The sequence below is a fragment of the Burkholderia sp. LFS061 genome (assembly GCF_047978125.1).
Lineage (GTDB): Bacteria > Pseudomonadota > Gammaproteobacteria > Burkholderiales > Burkholderiaceae > Burkholderia > Burkholderia pyrrocinia_C.
In genome coordinates, this window is the sequence record NZ_JBFPFS010000016.1 from 90,305 (window position 1) to 106,853 (window position 16,549).

Sequence of the window (16,549 nt, forward strand, 5' to 3'; positions counted from 1 at the left end):
GGATTCCAGCGGCCTGTTTCGGGCGCAACGACATGTGCGGTGCCGGACGGGCACCGCGCGCAATTTCCTAGCATCGGGGTGGAAAGAATGGCAGCACGCGCACGTACGGATCGGCAACCTCGCGCCACGGCCTCGCGGTCGGTCCTGAAGTCGGAACTGAGCCCGCTGTACCGCGCGGTCGTGCTGATGCTCGCGGCAGGCGTGTCCGCGCATGCGCATGCGGCGGGCATCACGAACCTGGGGCAGGCCACCGCGCGGGCGTCGGGCGGCGGCGCGGGCGGTGTCGGCGGCGTGCCGGGCATGCCGAATCTCGGCGTGTCGCCGCAGCAGGCGCTGCAGGCGAGCCAGCCGTCGATCCGCAACCTCGGCTATGCCGCGCATGCGATTGCCGCGCAGATCGCGGCGCAGCAGAACGCGGCCGCGGCGGCGGCGAAGCTGCCGTCGACCGTACCGAACGGGCTCGCGCCGGGCGGGCTGCAGGTCGCGGCGGGGGCGACGGGCGATACCAACAACCCGGTGCTGTGGTTCAACGCGAACGCGCCGACGCAGAATACCGACGCGACCGGGCACGTGAACGTCGATGTCAAGCAGACCGGGCAGAACGCGGTGCTGACGTGGGAGACGATGAACGTCGGCCGGCAGACGACGCTCAATTTCGATCAGTCGGGCGGCACGCAGACGAATGGCGCGAACAACTGGGCCGTGTTGAACCGGGTCAACGATCCGAGCGGGCGGCCGAGTCAGATTCTGGGGAACATCACCGCGCAGGGGGCGGTGTACGTGATCAACCGGAATGGCGTGCTGTTTGGCGCCGGGTCGCAGGTGAACGTGCATTCGCTGGTGGCGTCGTCGCTCGACGTGCTGAACATGAACAACTACAACCAGACCATGCTGAACCGGGTGCCGGTTGTGACGGACAACACGCTTGCGCAGGATGCCGCCGGGATCGTCGCGAGCAACAAGCAGTTCCTGAGCCTGCCGGCCGGGACGACGGGCGGGCTCGCGTATCCGGAGTCGGGTAGTTCGACGGGGGTGAATGGTAACAGCCGGATTCCGAACGAGGTGCTGGGCCTCGGCAACCAGGTCAATCTCACGTCCGCCAGCCAGTATCAACCGTGGGGCGATGTCACCATCGAACAGGGCGCGTCGATCACCACGCACGCGAACGGCAACGCGAGCGATGGCGGCTTCGTGATGATCGCTGCGCCGAACGTGACGAATGCCGGGCACATCAAGGCGACGGACGGGCAGGTCGTGCTGGCGGCGGGTGTCGGGGTGAGCCTGCGGCCCAGCTCCGTGCCGACGAATCCGCAGGTGCTGCTGCCGGAACTCAGCGGAAAGATCACGCTGCTCGGCCCGAACGGCCAGATGACCGACATCACGCCGGCCGGCACGCTGACCAATACCGGCATCGTCGAGGCCGCCCGCGGCAACGTGAACCTGCTCGGCAGCCGCGTTGCGCAGAATGGAGTGGTCGGCGTGACGACGAGCGTCAATTCGCCCGGCACGATCACGATTTCCACGGTCGACGAATACAGTTCGAACAACCCGGCCGGAGCCGCCTATCTCGGACAGGCGCTTCAGACGACGGACTCCACCGGAGGCGGCAGCGACACGCACCGCGCCGGCCTGCTGAGCTTCGGTCCCGATTCGGTGACGACGGTGATGCCGGACGGCAACGGCCAGACGACGCCGTCGACACCCGGCGCGACTTTCACGCCGGGCAGCATCGGCATGACGGCCGGCTCGGTGTGGTTCCAGGGCGGCTCACTGATCGAGGCGCCCGGTTCGAAGGTATCGGTCGGGGCGCTGACGCCGTCGGCATCGGGCGCCCAGGCGCCGGCCGGCCAGACCGCCGTGCCGGGCCGGATCTATGTCGACAGCGGCGCGACGATCGACGTGTCGGGTCTCGCGAACGTCGAAGTGCCGATCGCGCAGACGCTCGTGACGGTCGAGCGCATCGGCCAGAACGAACTCGCCGATTCGCCGCTGCTGCGCAACGGGTTTCTGCTCGGGTACAAGAATCTCGTGTTCGACAGCACGCTGACGGGCACGCGCAGCGACGGCGTGTCGTGGGTCGGCAGCCCGATCCTGAACCTGTCCGGCTATGTGAACCTGATTCCGCGCACCGTCGACCAGTTGCTGACCAACGGCGGTTCGATCACGCTGTCGGGCAACGAGGTGATGACTTCGGCGGGCTCGTCGATGAACCTGAACGGCGGCTACGTGCATTACGACGGCGGGATGGTCAACACGACGCGCCTGGTCGATGCCAACGGTGCAATCGTGCCGATCGACAAGGCGAGCCCGTACGACACCTACGTCGGCGTCGCCGGTCAATTCATCGAATCCCATCCGCGCTGGGGCGTGACGAAGTCCTGGTACAACCCGCTGCAGACGACGGGCGTCTATCAGGGCGACTACATCGTCGGCGGCAACGCGGGCACGCTCGATATCTACGGGCTGCAGTCCACGGTGCTGGACGGCGACATCAGCGCACAGGCGTTCGGCGGCGCGAAGCAGATGCAGGGCAACAGCCTGCCGAGCGGCGGAACGTTCAACCTCGGCGCCGATCCGAAACTCGACGGCGCCGCCCTCGTGCACCTGACGTCGAACAACAGCGATGTTGCGTCGGGCACCTCGGGCCTGGTCGTGCTGCAGGACAACGCGCCGCACCTCGCCGACATCGCGCCGGGTTTTTCGATCGACACGCCGCTCGACAAGACGGCGCTGCAGGCGTTGCCCGCGACCGATCCGCGCAATGTGCTGACGACCACCGTGGTGCCGGTCGCGACGTTGAACAACGGCGGCTTCGCGAACTTGAACGTGACCGAGGACAGGTCGGGCGGCAAGGGTGTCGTGGTGCCGCAAGGCACGCAACTGAACTTGCAGCCAGGCGGTTCCATCACCGTCAACAGCCCGGTGCCCGGTACCGACGTCAACGTGGCCGGCCGCCTGTCCGCGCCGTCGGGGGTGATTTCGATCACGAGCGGCGGCAACGTGATCGTCGGCCCGCAGGGCGTGATCAGTACTGCAGGGCAGTGGGTGAACAACGACGTGCAGGCGGCACCGGGTACGGCGCCCGGAAACAGCCAGTTCATCAATGGCGGCAGCATCACGCTCTCCGCGTTGCTCGGATCGAACGTTATCGGCGGCGGGCTGGTCGGCGACACCTCGGGTTCGGTGCTGCTGCAGCCAGGCAGCGTATTGGACGTGTCGGGCGGCGGCGAAATGCTGTCCAACGGCCAACTGCTGATGCAGAGCGGCGTGCCTGCCGGACGCGGCGGAAATGTGACGTTGCAGGCGTATTCCGCGACACCGCTGAAGCAGTTTGGCGGGTCGGACGGCGCGCCGACCTTGCCCAGCGTACAGCCGACGGCCGGCACGATCGCACTGGGCGGCACGATCCTGAGCGAAGGGTTTTCGGGCGGCGGCACGCTGACGCTGCAGGCGCTCGGATTCCGGATCGGCGGTGCCGAAGCCGCCGCGTCGCCATGGGACGTCTATCTCCCGGAAACCTTCTTTGCACGGCAGGGCTTCGGCAAGTATGTGCTGAATGCGTTCTACGACACGACGGTCGCGCCCGGCGCGTCGGTTGCCGTCACGCAATTGAATCGTATTCCGGACATGTTCGCGCTTCAGCAGGCGGTCACGGGTGCGAACCTGGCGGCAGGCAGCCTGACCACGATCGGCCAGCTCGATGCCTATCATCGGCAGGCAACGAATCTCGTCCTGACGGCCGGGAACGATACGTCGTGGCGGCAGGGCCAGCCTGCTACCACGCCGTCGTATCCGGGCGTCACCGGTGCGGTCACGCTGTCGGAAGGCGCGTCGATCCACGCGGATGCCGGCGCGAGCATCGGCCTTGGCTCGCCGGCGCAGGTCACCGTACTCGGCTCGATCGTCGCGCCGGGCGGGTCGATCACGCTGATCGCGGACGGGAACGGCACGTATGCGCAGGCAGGGCAGTTCAGCACCGGTTTCATGAGCGCGAGCCAGTCGGTCTGGCTCGGCGCGGATGCTTCGCTCGACGTATCGGGCACGGCATTGGCCAATCCGCTTGCGGCGCCGGTCAGAATCGGCGCAACGACGGTCGTGCCGAACACGGGCAAGGTGCTGGCGGGCGGCTCGGTCACGATGTCGAGCGATACGGGTTACGTGGTCGCGCAGTCGGGCTCGAAGATCGACGTGTCCGGCACGTCGGCGAAATTCGACCAGTTGCAGCCCAATGGCACATACGCGTCGCAGCCGGTATGGAGCGATGCCGGCTCGATCACGCTGTCGGCGGCGAACGGCCTGTTCGCGGATGCGACGCTGGCCGGACGTCCGGGTGCCGCGCAGGCACGGGGCGGTACGCTGACGATCCGGCCGAGCCAGGCGGACCCGCATAGCAGCGCCTCGACCGCCACCGCGCTCGTCGTACGGCAGGACGGTACGTTCGTGCCCGCGGGCCTGATGCCCGGGCAGAGTTTCGCGTCGGCTATCGATTCGACCACCGGCTTGCCGATCGGGCAGTCGAGCGGCGTCCTTCAGTTTGCGGCCGACCGGCTCGACGGATCCGGCATCGCGAATCTGGTATTGGGCAGCGGCACACCGCCCAACGGTGCGCAATCGACGCCGATCCTGTTTGCCGGCAACGTCACGCTGTCGTTGCCGGAATCCGTGACGTTGAACACGGGGCGCGTCGCCGCCATCGGCATGGGAGAACTGTCGTCGCTGCTGTCGACGCCCGCGCGCAAGGCCGACGGGACGCTCACGGCCGCCGTCGACGGCTTGCTCGCGCAACCGCAGCCGTCGTTGGGCACGACGGTCGAGATCGACGCGCCGTACGTCGCGTTGTCGGGGCCGCTCATCCGATCGCAGTCGCCCCAGTTCAAACCGGTCGCGGCACTGTCCGATGCGACGCTGAACGTAAACGCATCGTTCATCGACCTGAAGAACCAGGTCCAGCTCAACAATTTCGCTCATGCGAACGTCACGAGCCGCGGCGATATACGCCTGAGCTCGACGAACGCGGGTGGGTCCGCGGCCGGCACCGCGCCGGGGATGCTTTATACGCCGGGCAACCTGACGTTCAACGCGGCGGATCTGTATCCGTCGACCGGTAGCACGTTCGTCGTCGCCGCGGTGGGCCCGACCGATTCGGCAACGGGCAAACCGGCGCCGACGACGGTCACGTTCGCGTCGAACGGCGTGTCGGGCACGCCGCTTTCTGCGGGTGGCGCGCTGCTCGTGGACGCGACGAACATCGTGCAGGGCGGCACGGTGCGCGCGCCGTCCGGCACGATCGTATTCGGCGTAGGCGATCCGTTGAATGCGGCGACGCAGGCTCAGTTTGCCGGGTTGCCGCTCGTCGCGACGGATTCGGTCAAGCTGGCGAGCGGGAGCGTGACGTCGGTCTCGAACGGCGGCTTGGTCATTCCGTACGGCACGACGATCGACGGGGTCGAGTGGCAGTTCAATCCGCTCGCCGGCAACACGACGCCCGACCTGAGCGCGCCGCCCGCGAAATACGTGGGCGTGAACGGCAGCAATGTCGCGCTCGACAAGGGCGCGACGATCGACCTGTCCGGCGGTGGCGACCTGCAGGCCATCGAATGGGTGCCCGGCACCGGCGGCACGCGCGACGTGCTGTCGCAATACAACGTGAGCTATGCGAGCGGCAAGGGCGGCACGGCCGTGCCGGTCAATGTCGGCGCCGGGAACGTCTATGCGATCGTGCCGGGCAAGCAGTCACCGGTCGCGGCGTATGACCCGACCCTCGCGCAGACGGTACAGCCTTCCACCAATGACAACGGCACGGCAACGACCGCGACGGCGACGATGGGCGTCGGACAGGCGAGCCTGACCGACCCGGTCGGCAAGGCCGTGTATCTGTCCGGCGTGCCGGGGTTGGCGCCCGGCTACTACACGCTGCTGCCGGGCAAGTACGCGACGCTGCCGGGCGCCTATCGCGTCACGGTGTCGAACACGGCCGGCAATCTCGTGCCGGGCGCGAGCCAGGTGCTGCAGGACGGCACGGTCGTGACGGCCGGCTATTTCGCCGACGCGTTGACGGGCAGCCGAAGCGCGACGCCGACGCTGTTCAACGTGCAGTCGAACAGTGTATGGCAGCAGTACTCGCAATACGCACTGACGGGCGCGAACGCGTTTTTCACGAAGCTCGCCGCGACGAAGGGCAACGTGACGCCGCCGCTGCCCGTGGACGGCGGTCAACTGGTGCTGGCGGCGACGAAGGCGCTGACGCTCGGCGCGACGCTGAATGCGGCCGCCGGCGCGGGCGGCGCGCCGGCTCAGGTCGACATCGCGTCGCAGGACATCCAGGTCACCGGCAACGGCAGCGCGGCGCTGCCCGGCTATCTGCAGATCGGCAGCGACGCGCTCGATTCGCTGAACGCGGGCAGCCTGCTGATCGGCGGCACGCGCGCGGCGACGACGAGCGGCGTCACGATCACGCCGATCGCGAACAGCGTCGTCGTGTCCAACGACCGAAACACGGCGCTGAAAGGCCCCGAGATCCTGCTCGTCACGAAGACCGACGGCAGCGGCACCGATCCGAACGGGGCGAACGGCCTGCGCGTCGATGCCGGTGCGTCGATCGCCGCGCAGGGCGATTACCCGGCAGCCAAGGATCAGCCGATCGCGATCGCCGGCGACGGCGCGTTGCTGCGCGTGTCGAACGGCGCGATGGCGCCGCTGTCGCGCACCGGTGGCACGGGCAAGGGCTTGCTGACGGTCGGCGCGGGCGCGACGCTCGCGGGCGGACAGGCGTTGCTGCTCGATTCGTCCGGCGACCTGAAGGTCGATCCATCCGCCGTGCTGTCGGCCAAGGCGATCACGGCGGACGGTTCCGCGATTACGTTCACCAACGCAGGCGGCGCGTCGGCGGCGAACCTGCCGGGCTTCGTCATCGATCCGGCCGGCCTCGCGCAGTTCGCGAACGCGCAGCAGGTCACGCTGCGCAGCTACGGCGCGATCGGTTTCGTCGGCGACGTGAACGCGACGTTCGGCAACAGCGTCGATCTGAGTGCCGGCACGTTCACGAGCGACGGCGGTCACGTCACGCTGAATGCGCAGCAGGTTGCGTTCACGAACGAGATGGGCGCCGCGCCCGGCACGACGACGGCCGGAAACGGCACGCTGACGGTCAACGCGAAAGAGATCGACTTCGGCACGGGCACGAAGGCGGCAAGCGGCTTCGGCTCGGCGGTGATGAACGCGACGGGCGGCATCGTCGGCCAGGGTACCGGCACGTTCGACTTCGGTGCATTGCCGGTCACGCTCAATGCACCGATCTACCTTGCCGATACGAGCTCGGCCGCCACCGTGAAGACGACGGGCGCACTGACGCTGAACGGGGCATCGGGCACCGCATTGAAGCGCAATGCGGTTGGCGGCGCATGGACCTTCATCGGCGGTACCGTGAACGACAACGGCGCGACGATCAGCGCGCCCGCCGGCAACGTGACGCTCGAGGCGACGACCGGCAACCTGACGATCAGTGGCGGATCGACGGTCAGTTCGGCGGGTGTGTCGAAACAGTTTTTTGACGTGACTCGCTACGCGCCGGCAGGCTCGATCACGCTGACGGCCGATGCCGGCACCGTCGATGTGCAGTCCGGCTCGACGCTCGATTTCTCCGGCGCCAGCGGCGGTGGCGCGGCGGGTAGTCTTTCGCTGTCCGCGCCGCAACAGGTCGTGAACCTGAACGGCACGATCAAGGGCGGCGCGGCGAGCGGTTATGCGGGCGGGTCGTTTTCGCTGAATACGGGCGGCGCGGCGGATCTCGATGCGCTGTCGAAGACACTCGCATCGAGCGGCGTGAACCAGGCGATCACGGTTCACACGAAGACGGGCAACCTGACGCTGTCGCCGGGCAACACGCTGACCGCGCATTCGGTGCTGCTGACGGCCGACGGTGGCTCGGGAAGCTCGGCCGATGCGGCGAACGGCAACGTGAACGTGCTTGGAACGATCGACGCGTCCGGCAAGACGGGTGGCGAGATCGATCTGTACGGCCGCAACGGTGTGGACATCGAAGGATCGCTGCTGGCGCGCGGCTCCGATCCGAAGCAGCGCGGCGGCAAGGTCAACATTGGCACGACAGCGTGGTTCGATCCGACGATCGTCGACGCGAACGGCAACTCGATCGCGTACAACGCAACCTATGGTTACGAGAACATCCTGCGTGCGAACGCGGGCGCCATTACGCTCGGCGCGAATGCGCTGATCGACGTATCGGGTGGGACGGCCGGTGGTTTGTCGGGCGGCACGGTGAATTTCCGCGCGCCGCTACTGGCCGACAACGGCGTGAAGGTCAACCTGCCGGATACGTTCAACGACGGCAAGGGGATCGTCGGTTCGCGCGCGACTTCGCTTGAAGCTTATGCGGTGTGGAGCACGACGGACGCGACGACAGGCGGGAAGCACTTCGACGGGGTCATCGACCCGGCGGGGTGGTACGACAAGAGCGGGCATCTGCTGGCCGGCACATTCACGGCACAAGGGACATCCGGCACGCCGGCGACGTTCTTGTTCGCACCGGATGGTTCGGGTGGCGGCACGTTGACGAACCAGGCGACGGGCGTATCGTCGACTGTTACGCAGGTGCAGCTTCAAGGCGGTGAAAAAGACATTGGTTTTGGCGGGCTGAACAACATGTACTTCGCGCCCGCGAGCGGCGGCGCGAATGCGGATCACCAGACCTTCTACGGATATCTCAACGGCGATGCGTCGACCGCGGCGCCGGGTACGCTGATGGGCTTCGTGCAGCACGGTCTCGATACGCTGGTCGATCCGTTTGCCGGCAAGAACATTGCGAACGCGCGCATCGTGCCGGGGATCGAGCTCGACAACCCGAGTTCGGCGATCAACGGCGGTGATATCCAGGTGCTGACGAACTGGAATCTCGGCGCGGGTACGTCGCCGACGAATCTCGCGTTCCGCTTCGACGGGCAGGCGCCGGTCGTGACGCTGCGTGCCGAGAACAACGTGAAGGTGAAGGCGAGCTTGTCGGACGGGTTCTTCCAGATCGCGAACCCGTTGGGTGGTGGAGGGACGATTCCGGTGCCGCCGTTGTCGACGCTAGCAGCGGCACAGGCGATTTATGGTGCGTCGGCGGGGCATTACGGGTACGGGCTCTCGGTTTGGGCGAACTATGGCCTGGCGTCCGGTCCGGGGCAACCGGTCGGAGGTGCCCCGGACGAAATTGCGGAATACTATGCACTTTATACGGCGTATGCGAATTTCCTGGACCAGACCGCGACGAGCCTTTCGTCGGCGCTGGGACCAGGCTGGTCGCCGAATGACACCAATGTCGAGATTATCTATGGGATTCGGTCCTCGAACTCCAGCACGATGCTACCCGGTCAGCCAAAGGCTCCCATTGCGCCGGCCGCAGCCGAGCAGGCATCGAATCCCGGATCCTATCTGATCTATCTGAATCAGTATCAAAAGTATTTGTCCGATTCTGTACAGTTTGTGGTCCAGCACCAGCAATGGCCGCTGGTGACCAGTGTCGATGCACCAAAGGTTCAGCCTGTATCTGTCATCGCAGCAACGACGATCAACTTGCCGGCAGTAACGGACAATACGCCGTCTCCGACGTCGGTTGCGACCGTTCCAATTCCTCTTGTGTCCGCTTCGTTGACGGGTGGCTCGAGCAGTTCCTTCCGCGTGGTGGCAGGGGCGGATCTGAACAGCACGAATCCGCTGGCGCTTCAAGCGCGGACCGCAGGAGACGGAACGAGCGGCAAGAGCGTGATCTTCGATGGGCATACGACGTTCGTGGATGGCAATGGACTGGCTTTGCTGGCCCCGACGATGATTCGCACGGGCACCGGTGCGATCGATATAGCAGCGGGCAACGACATTGCGTTGTTCGACGCCGGCTCGATACAGTCGGGCAACCCGGATGTGCTGGTTCCTGGCGTGATTTACACCGGTGGCGCGCCTGCGGCGGGAGCGCCAGCTTCCGGCACTGGTCTTTCGATCATTCATGGCCTGAACAACAATCCGGATTTTCTGGTGACGTCCGCCGTCAATCCTGATTCGGCCGGCGATATTACGATCCATGCGCAAGGTGATATCACGGGCGCGGAGTATCTGACCGACGTGAATGGCACGGTGACCGGGCGGAAAGGCACCAACATCAGCCAGTTTTGGTGGCAGTGGATGCAGATCGGCAATCCGACCGGGATGGTCGGGGCGACCAATCCTGTATCGCAGACCGTCCAGACGTCAATCAACTTCGGCGCATTCGATCAAGGCGTGTTGAGCGCGGGTGGCAACGTGTCCGTGTCGGCTGGCGGGAATATTTCCGACCTCTCGGTGTCGCTGCCGACCACGTGGTATTTGACCGGTGCCAATACTGACAACCCCACGGTCAATACGGTCGGCGGCGGCAACCTGTCGGTGCGAGCGGGAGGGGATATTCTGAGCGGCGGCTATTTCGTCGCGAAGGGAACCGGAACGATCGCGGCGGGCGGGAAGATCGGGGCGGATATTGCGGTGCCTTCGTCAGTCGACGGCCAGCCTGCCGTAACGATGGATACGCTGCTGGCGACACAGGACGGCGCGCTCGACGTAAGCGCGCGACAAGGCGTCAGCATCGGGCGTGTGTTCGATCCTTCGTATGTTCAGAGCATCGCGCTGTTGAATGCGTACAAGCAACAGGCCGACATGAAGGGCTATTCGTCGACGTCCGCCGTCAATATCGTGTCGACGACGGGTGACGTCGCGATCGGCACGCTCTCGAACATCAGCCTGATCGGCGGTGGTTCGACCGAATCCCAGGTGCCAGGGCGCGGCGACTTTTCGTCCGTCCTGCCGGCGTCGGTGAACCTGACTGCGCTTTCCGGCGGCATTACGGTGGCGGCGAGCGGCGTGCTCTATCCGTCGGCGTTCGGCGACCTGAGTCTGATCGCTGATCAATCGGTCAATCTGTCGAGTGTCAACGGAATGGGGTGGGACGCACGTGCAGTGTTCGGCATGTTCGACATCGACCCGTCCGCGATGCCGTCACCGGCGAAGCCGAATGTTCTCGTCGCGAACCCGACGATTGCATCGGCGGCGGCTCATGATCCGGTTGCCCTGCATGGCGACGATACGGTACCGGCGCGGATCTACAGTCTGAACGGCGATATTGTCGATAGCGTACCGGGAAATACGTCAATCTTTAATGTCGTGGTTCCGGTGGTGATCGATAAACCGGCGTTGATCCAGGCCGGCCGGGATATCGTCAACTTGTCCTTCCTGGGACAAAATCTGCGCAGATCCGACGTGACGCGGATCGTGGCGGGGCGCGACATCTACGATACGCCCGCGTCGGGCTTGCCCGCGCTGAATATCGGCGGTCCCGGCACGTTCGACATCGAAGCCGGCCGCAATATCGGACCGTTGACCAATCTGTCGGGCGTAACGAACGCGGCTGGCATAACCACCGGTATCAACGCGATAGGCAACGCAAACAATCCCTATTTGCCCCACGAGAGCGCGAACATCAATGTACTGTTCGGTGTCGGGCCGGGTATCGATACCGCTTCGTTCGTCTCGAGGTATGTCGATCCGGCGAAGTCCGTGCCGGGTGTTTCCAGCGCGACGCCCGCGCTCGTTACGTTCATGGAGCAATACGAGGCGGGCCTCTCGGTCGACACGGGGCTGGTCAACGATCAGCCGGCGATCAAGCCGTTGAGCGCGGACGAGGCCTGGTCGAAATTCAAGGCCCTGCCGCAGTATGTCCAGCAGCTCTTTGCCGAGCAGGTGCTGTTCAAGGTACTGGCCAGCGTCGGTGAGGATTACAACAACCCGGCCAGTCCGTACTATCAGAAATATGCGCGCGGCTACGAGGCGCTCAATACGATGTTCCCGGCTTCGCTGGGCTACACGGCCAATAATCTCGGCGGCGGCAGCAACGGTGCGAACAAGCCGGCCGATACGGGCGACCTGGACATTCGCAGCACGACCATTCAGACCCAGCAGGGCGGTAACGTATCGATCCTTGGCCCGGGTGGGCAGGCGCTGGTCGGGAGTACGTCCGCGCCGCCTCAGATCGTCGACAGTGCGACCGGCAAGACGATTGCCGGGCCCGGGACGATGGGTGTCCTCACGCTCGAAAAGGGTGACATCAACATCTTTACTGATCGCAGCGTCCTTTTGGCGCAGAGCCGGATCTTCACCGAGCAGGGCGGCGACATGACGATCTGGAGCTCGAACGGCGACATCAACGCGGGCAAGGGGGCGAAGTCGTCGGCCGATACCCCGGCGCCGCAATACGTGTGCGACGCGAACCACTACTGTATGGTCGACGCACGCGGGCAGGTCACGGGTGCGGGCATTGCGACGTTGCAAAGCGTGCCGGGTGTGCCGATCGGCACGATCAACCTGATCGCGCCTCGCGGCACGGTTGACGCGGGCGATGCCGGCATTCGCGCGGGCAACCTGAACGTGGCGGCGCTGCGCGTGGTGAATGCCGACAACATTCAGGTAACTGGCAAAGCGAGTGGCATCCCGCTCGTGCAGGCGGTGAATACCGGTGCGTTGACGGCGGCAAGTGCAGCTGCATCGGCCGCAACTCAGGTCGCGCAGGATATCGCGAAGAACAACGCGTCGGGAGGCGCGGTGCGGCGCTGGACGATCTCGGTGCAGGTCGAAGGCTTTGGCGATGCCGGCGGCGACGGCACGAAGAAGCACAAGCAGCAGGTCGGCTACGATGCGTCGAACGCGGTGTCGATTCTTGGTTTCGGTCAACCCGGAGCCACGCAACGGGCCACGTTGACATCCGAGGAGCGGAACCGGTTGGGCAAGATCTGATCGAGGCGAAGCGCGGCGCGACGCGGGCTGCTGGTAGTATCGGCGCTCGCGTTTTTTATGCGGGCGCTGCATGGATCCTTCGGTCAAAGATGGGATGAGTGTCCCCGTGATCCGGATTCTTGCTGTTCGATGAGTGGGGAGCGCGAGCCGTACTGACACTCGTTTGCCGGGGCTTTTTACACGTCGCGAGACGAAGCGGCCTCTCCGAATGCAATGACGTGGGTCAGGAAGTTACGGGTCGCCTGATGAATAGGCTGGTGGTTTTCAAATAAAACTGCGCCCCTGTTAACCGAGGGGCGTAGCAGTCGGAATCCCGGTATTAGTCGGCATGCGATGACTTAGCGACCGACCACCGTACCCGTGCAGACGCTCGTGTTGCCGATGTCGAGGTTCCACGTGCGCGCGTTGCTCAGGAATTCGTTCGAGATGGCCGTCTGAAAGTACGTCGGAATTGTGTCGAAGCCGTTGCCATGAACGATAGACGCGAAGCTGGGGTTTGTGTAATGAGCGTTCAGGAAATCATGCACGGCTGTTCCGACTGTCGGATCTGCATAACATTGGCTCAGGATGATGTAGCTCATGCCGGAAACCGGATAGCCCGAAGCAGGGTTGCTAACACCGCTCCGAGCAGTTTCCGCCCACTGTGACGGGTCAGCAGCTGTGACTCTTAGCCCGGGCGGGGTAACGGTACCGAGCGCCATGGTCGCATTCGCATACGTCGGTGCGTAATACGTGCTGTTCTTCGCGTTCACGAGGCTGGCCACCGGCAGTTGCAGCGCGCCGGCCGACGTCACGACCGTGCTCGACGGGGCGAGGAACGTGTTCGTGTAATTCGGAGCCAGATATGCAACAGCGGCCATACCGGCCGACGCATAGCTCGCCAACTGTCTACGCACGCCACCGTCACCCGAAGCAGCTATGAAGCTCGACGGCAGTACGCGGCCCTGGAACGAATCCGTTAAAAAGAGTGAGTCGACGAACGTCACGCCCGGGGCCGTGTTGTACGCCGTACAAACTGCTGCCAGGTGACGGGTCAGCAGTTCGGTCGTACCGCTGCCGTTGGAACGATAGATGACCGTGATCGGAACGTTCATCCAAAGATAGGGTGAGTTCGTTTCGGGATTCGTCACCTGATTCCAGTTCGTCAGCCTGCCCGAGAATATCCCGCACAGATCGTCATCGTTCAGCGCGATGCTGTGCGCTTGCCCCGGCGTCGTTTGCGGCGTCGTCGTGCTCGTGACGGCCGGGCCGTTGACGACCGGCACCGTGATCGGCGTGACGATGTACGGGATCTGGATCAGCGGGCCGTTGGTCGCGCCGAGGCCGGCCTTGTACGACGTGAGCTGGGCGGTCGACAGCGCTGCATCGCTGTTCGCGAAATGGACCGTACCCGTGACCGTAGAACCGAAGTACGTCGGCTGGTTGCGCAGAAACGCGTTCTGACCTGCCCACGAATCAACCGAGTAATAAGTGAACGAGCCTTCGGCGGTGCCGAACAAGCCGATTTCGGTCACGGGATTGCCGATCGCACCAATGGCCGGAGCAATGAGGGACGAGCCGCCGCCTTGCACGTTAGGCGAGGCCATCGCAGCAATACCGCCGAGGCTCGAGAAAGCAACAGCAATCGACTGGCAGAGCCTGCGGTGTTGATGAAGTCGCATGAGATGTTTCCGAGAAGGAGGGATGGCACGCCGGACCGACGTCCACGGTGCGCTGGCCGAGGGGTGTAAATGAAAAACTGCGCCTGCGGATATCCGGGGGCGCAGCCGTTCCGACGAGGTTAAGCGGATTGCCGATCGCTTAGCGACCGACCACCGTGCCCGTGCAGACGCTCGCGTTGCCGATATCGAGGTTCCACGTGCTCGCGTTGCTCAGGAAGTCATTCGAGATGGCCGTCTGGTAGTTCGACGGAACCGTGTCGAAGCCGTTGCCGTGAACGATCGACGCGAAGCTGGCGTTCGTGTAGTGGTTGTTCAGGAAGTCATGAACGGCAGTCTTGACGGTCGCATCCTTGTAGCACTGGCTCAGGATGATCTGGCTGGTGCCGGAAACCGGGTAGCCCGATACCGGGTTGCCGGCGGCCGGCACCCATTGCGAAGGATCGGAGGCGCCGGCCTTGAGTGCCGGCGGCTTGACCGAACCGAGTGCCGTCGAAGCATTCGCATACGTCGGCGCGTAGTAGACGCCATTCGTATTGTTCACGAGGCTGGCCACCGGCAGTTGCAGCGCGCCGGCCGGTGTCACGACCGTGCTCGACGGGGCGAGGAACGTGTTCGTGTAATCCGGGCTCAGGTACGCAACGGCGGCACCGGTGGAGGACGACAGCGCATTGCGCACGCCGCTGCTCCCCGAAGCGCCGGTGAAGTTCGACGGCACGACGCCGCCCGGGAACGAAGCCGTGAACGTCAGCGAATCGACGAACGTCACGCCCGTGGCCGTGTTGGCTGCCTTACAGACGGCTGCCAGATGGCGGGTCAGCAGTTCGGTCGTACCGCTGCCGTCCGTGCGGTAGATGACCTTGATCGGCGCGTTCGTCGTGTAGGCTGCGGTCGTTTCCGGGTTGATGACCTGGTTCCAGTTCGTCAGCTTGCCCGAGAAGATGCCGCACAGATCGTCGTCGTTCAGCGCGATGCTGTGCGCTTGACCCGGCGTCGTTTGCGGCGTCGTCGTGCTCGTGACGGCCGGGCCGTTGACGACCGGCACCGTGATCGGCGTGACGATGTACGGGATCTGGATCAGCGGGCCGTTGGTCGCGCCGAGGCCGGCCTTGTACGACGTGAGCTGGGCGGTCGACAGCGCCGCATCGCTGTTCGCGAAGTGGACCGTGCCCGTGACCGTCGAGCCGAAGAACGTCGGCTGGTTGTTCAGGAATGCGTTCTGGCCGGCGCCCGAGCCAACCGAGTAGTACGTGAACGAGCCTTCGGCGGTGCCGAACAGGCCGATTTCGGTCGCGGTGTTGCCGATCGCACCGATGGTCGGGGCGACGAGCGACGAACCGCCGCCGTGGATGTCCGCGGCCATTGCGGCCGTGGCGCCCAGACCGGAAACAACGAGAGCGAGGACTTGACAGATCTTGCGCTTGCTGGATTTCATGAGAAATTTCCTTGGACGAAGATAAACGGGAACCCCTGCTACTGCGGTTGGAATGCTTGTGGACCGCCGGGTAAATGTAGGGGGAAATACGAATGACGCGTGTGAATTTTTCATAACGAATGGTGCGTAACATTTTTATCGAATAAGTCATTGCGTTATTCGGATTGGTAAATCATCGAATGGAGCGCTATTCGGTACGGAGCGGCGCGTCCAGATATTGGGGCGCAGCCGGGAATCGTGGGACGGATCGCGCTGGAGCCAGCATCGCGTGTGGGTGGATGCCGTTGGCTTCGTACGTGAGCGTTGCGCAGCGCTATCCGAACTTCAAGACGTTTTTGTGGCGGATGTTACGGAACATTCCGCGCGTCGATGAATATCCGTGCCTTTGATGTATTGCTTCCGTTTGACGGGCGAATCCGCAAATTGACGATCGGTGAAAGTCGTGTGCGTTTAATATGCGATCGATTGGTTGAGTGAATAAAAATGAAATCGTTTTTACGTTATAAGAATAACGACGCACAGCAATAAATCCCGCCCACAAAAAGGTAGCCCAACATCCGTCACAAATTTGCGCCGGTTCGCTCCTTAGTCTTCCCCGGCGACTCCGTCCGGCGCGTTGCGCGACGTCGTCGGAAAAGGTCCTGCG

Annotated in this window: 3 protein-coding genes; 1 reads left to right on the top strand and 2 read right to left on the bottom strand. The window is 64.4% G+C overall.

Annotated features, from left to right (window positions below; all coding sequences use genetic code 11):
* Window positions 1-87 precede the first annotated feature (87 nt).
* The gene (locus ACNQQL_RS16760) at window positions 88-12,810 is read left to right on the top strand and encodes a filamentous haemagglutinin family protein (protein ID WP_347064787.1); all 12,723 of its coding nucleotides are present in this window, start codon (window positions 88-90) and stop codon (window positions 12,808-12,810) included.
* 338 nt (window positions 12,811-13,148) lie between these two features.
* Here the strand turns inward: ACNQQL_RS16760 and ACNQQL_RS16765 are convergent, their stop codons facing one another.
* Both ACNQQL_RS16765 and ACNQQL_RS16770 read right to left on the bottom strand, forming a co-directional pair.
* Complete coding sequence (locus tag ACNQQL_RS16765; protein ID WP_347064788.1) at window positions 13,149-14,471, bottom strand: substrate-binding domain-containing protein; 1,323 nt, start codon at window positions 14,469-14,471, stop codon at window positions 13,149-13,151.
* 139 nt (window positions 14,472-14,610) lie between these two features.
* Window positions 14,611-15,903: a substrate-binding domain-containing protein gene (locus ACNQQL_RS16770; RefSeq protein ID WP_347064789.1), complete on the bottom strand. Its 1,293-nt coding sequence runs from the start codon at window positions 15,901-15,903 to the stop codon at window positions 14,611-14,613.
* Between the last annotated feature and the right edge of the window lie 646 nt (window positions 15,904-16,549).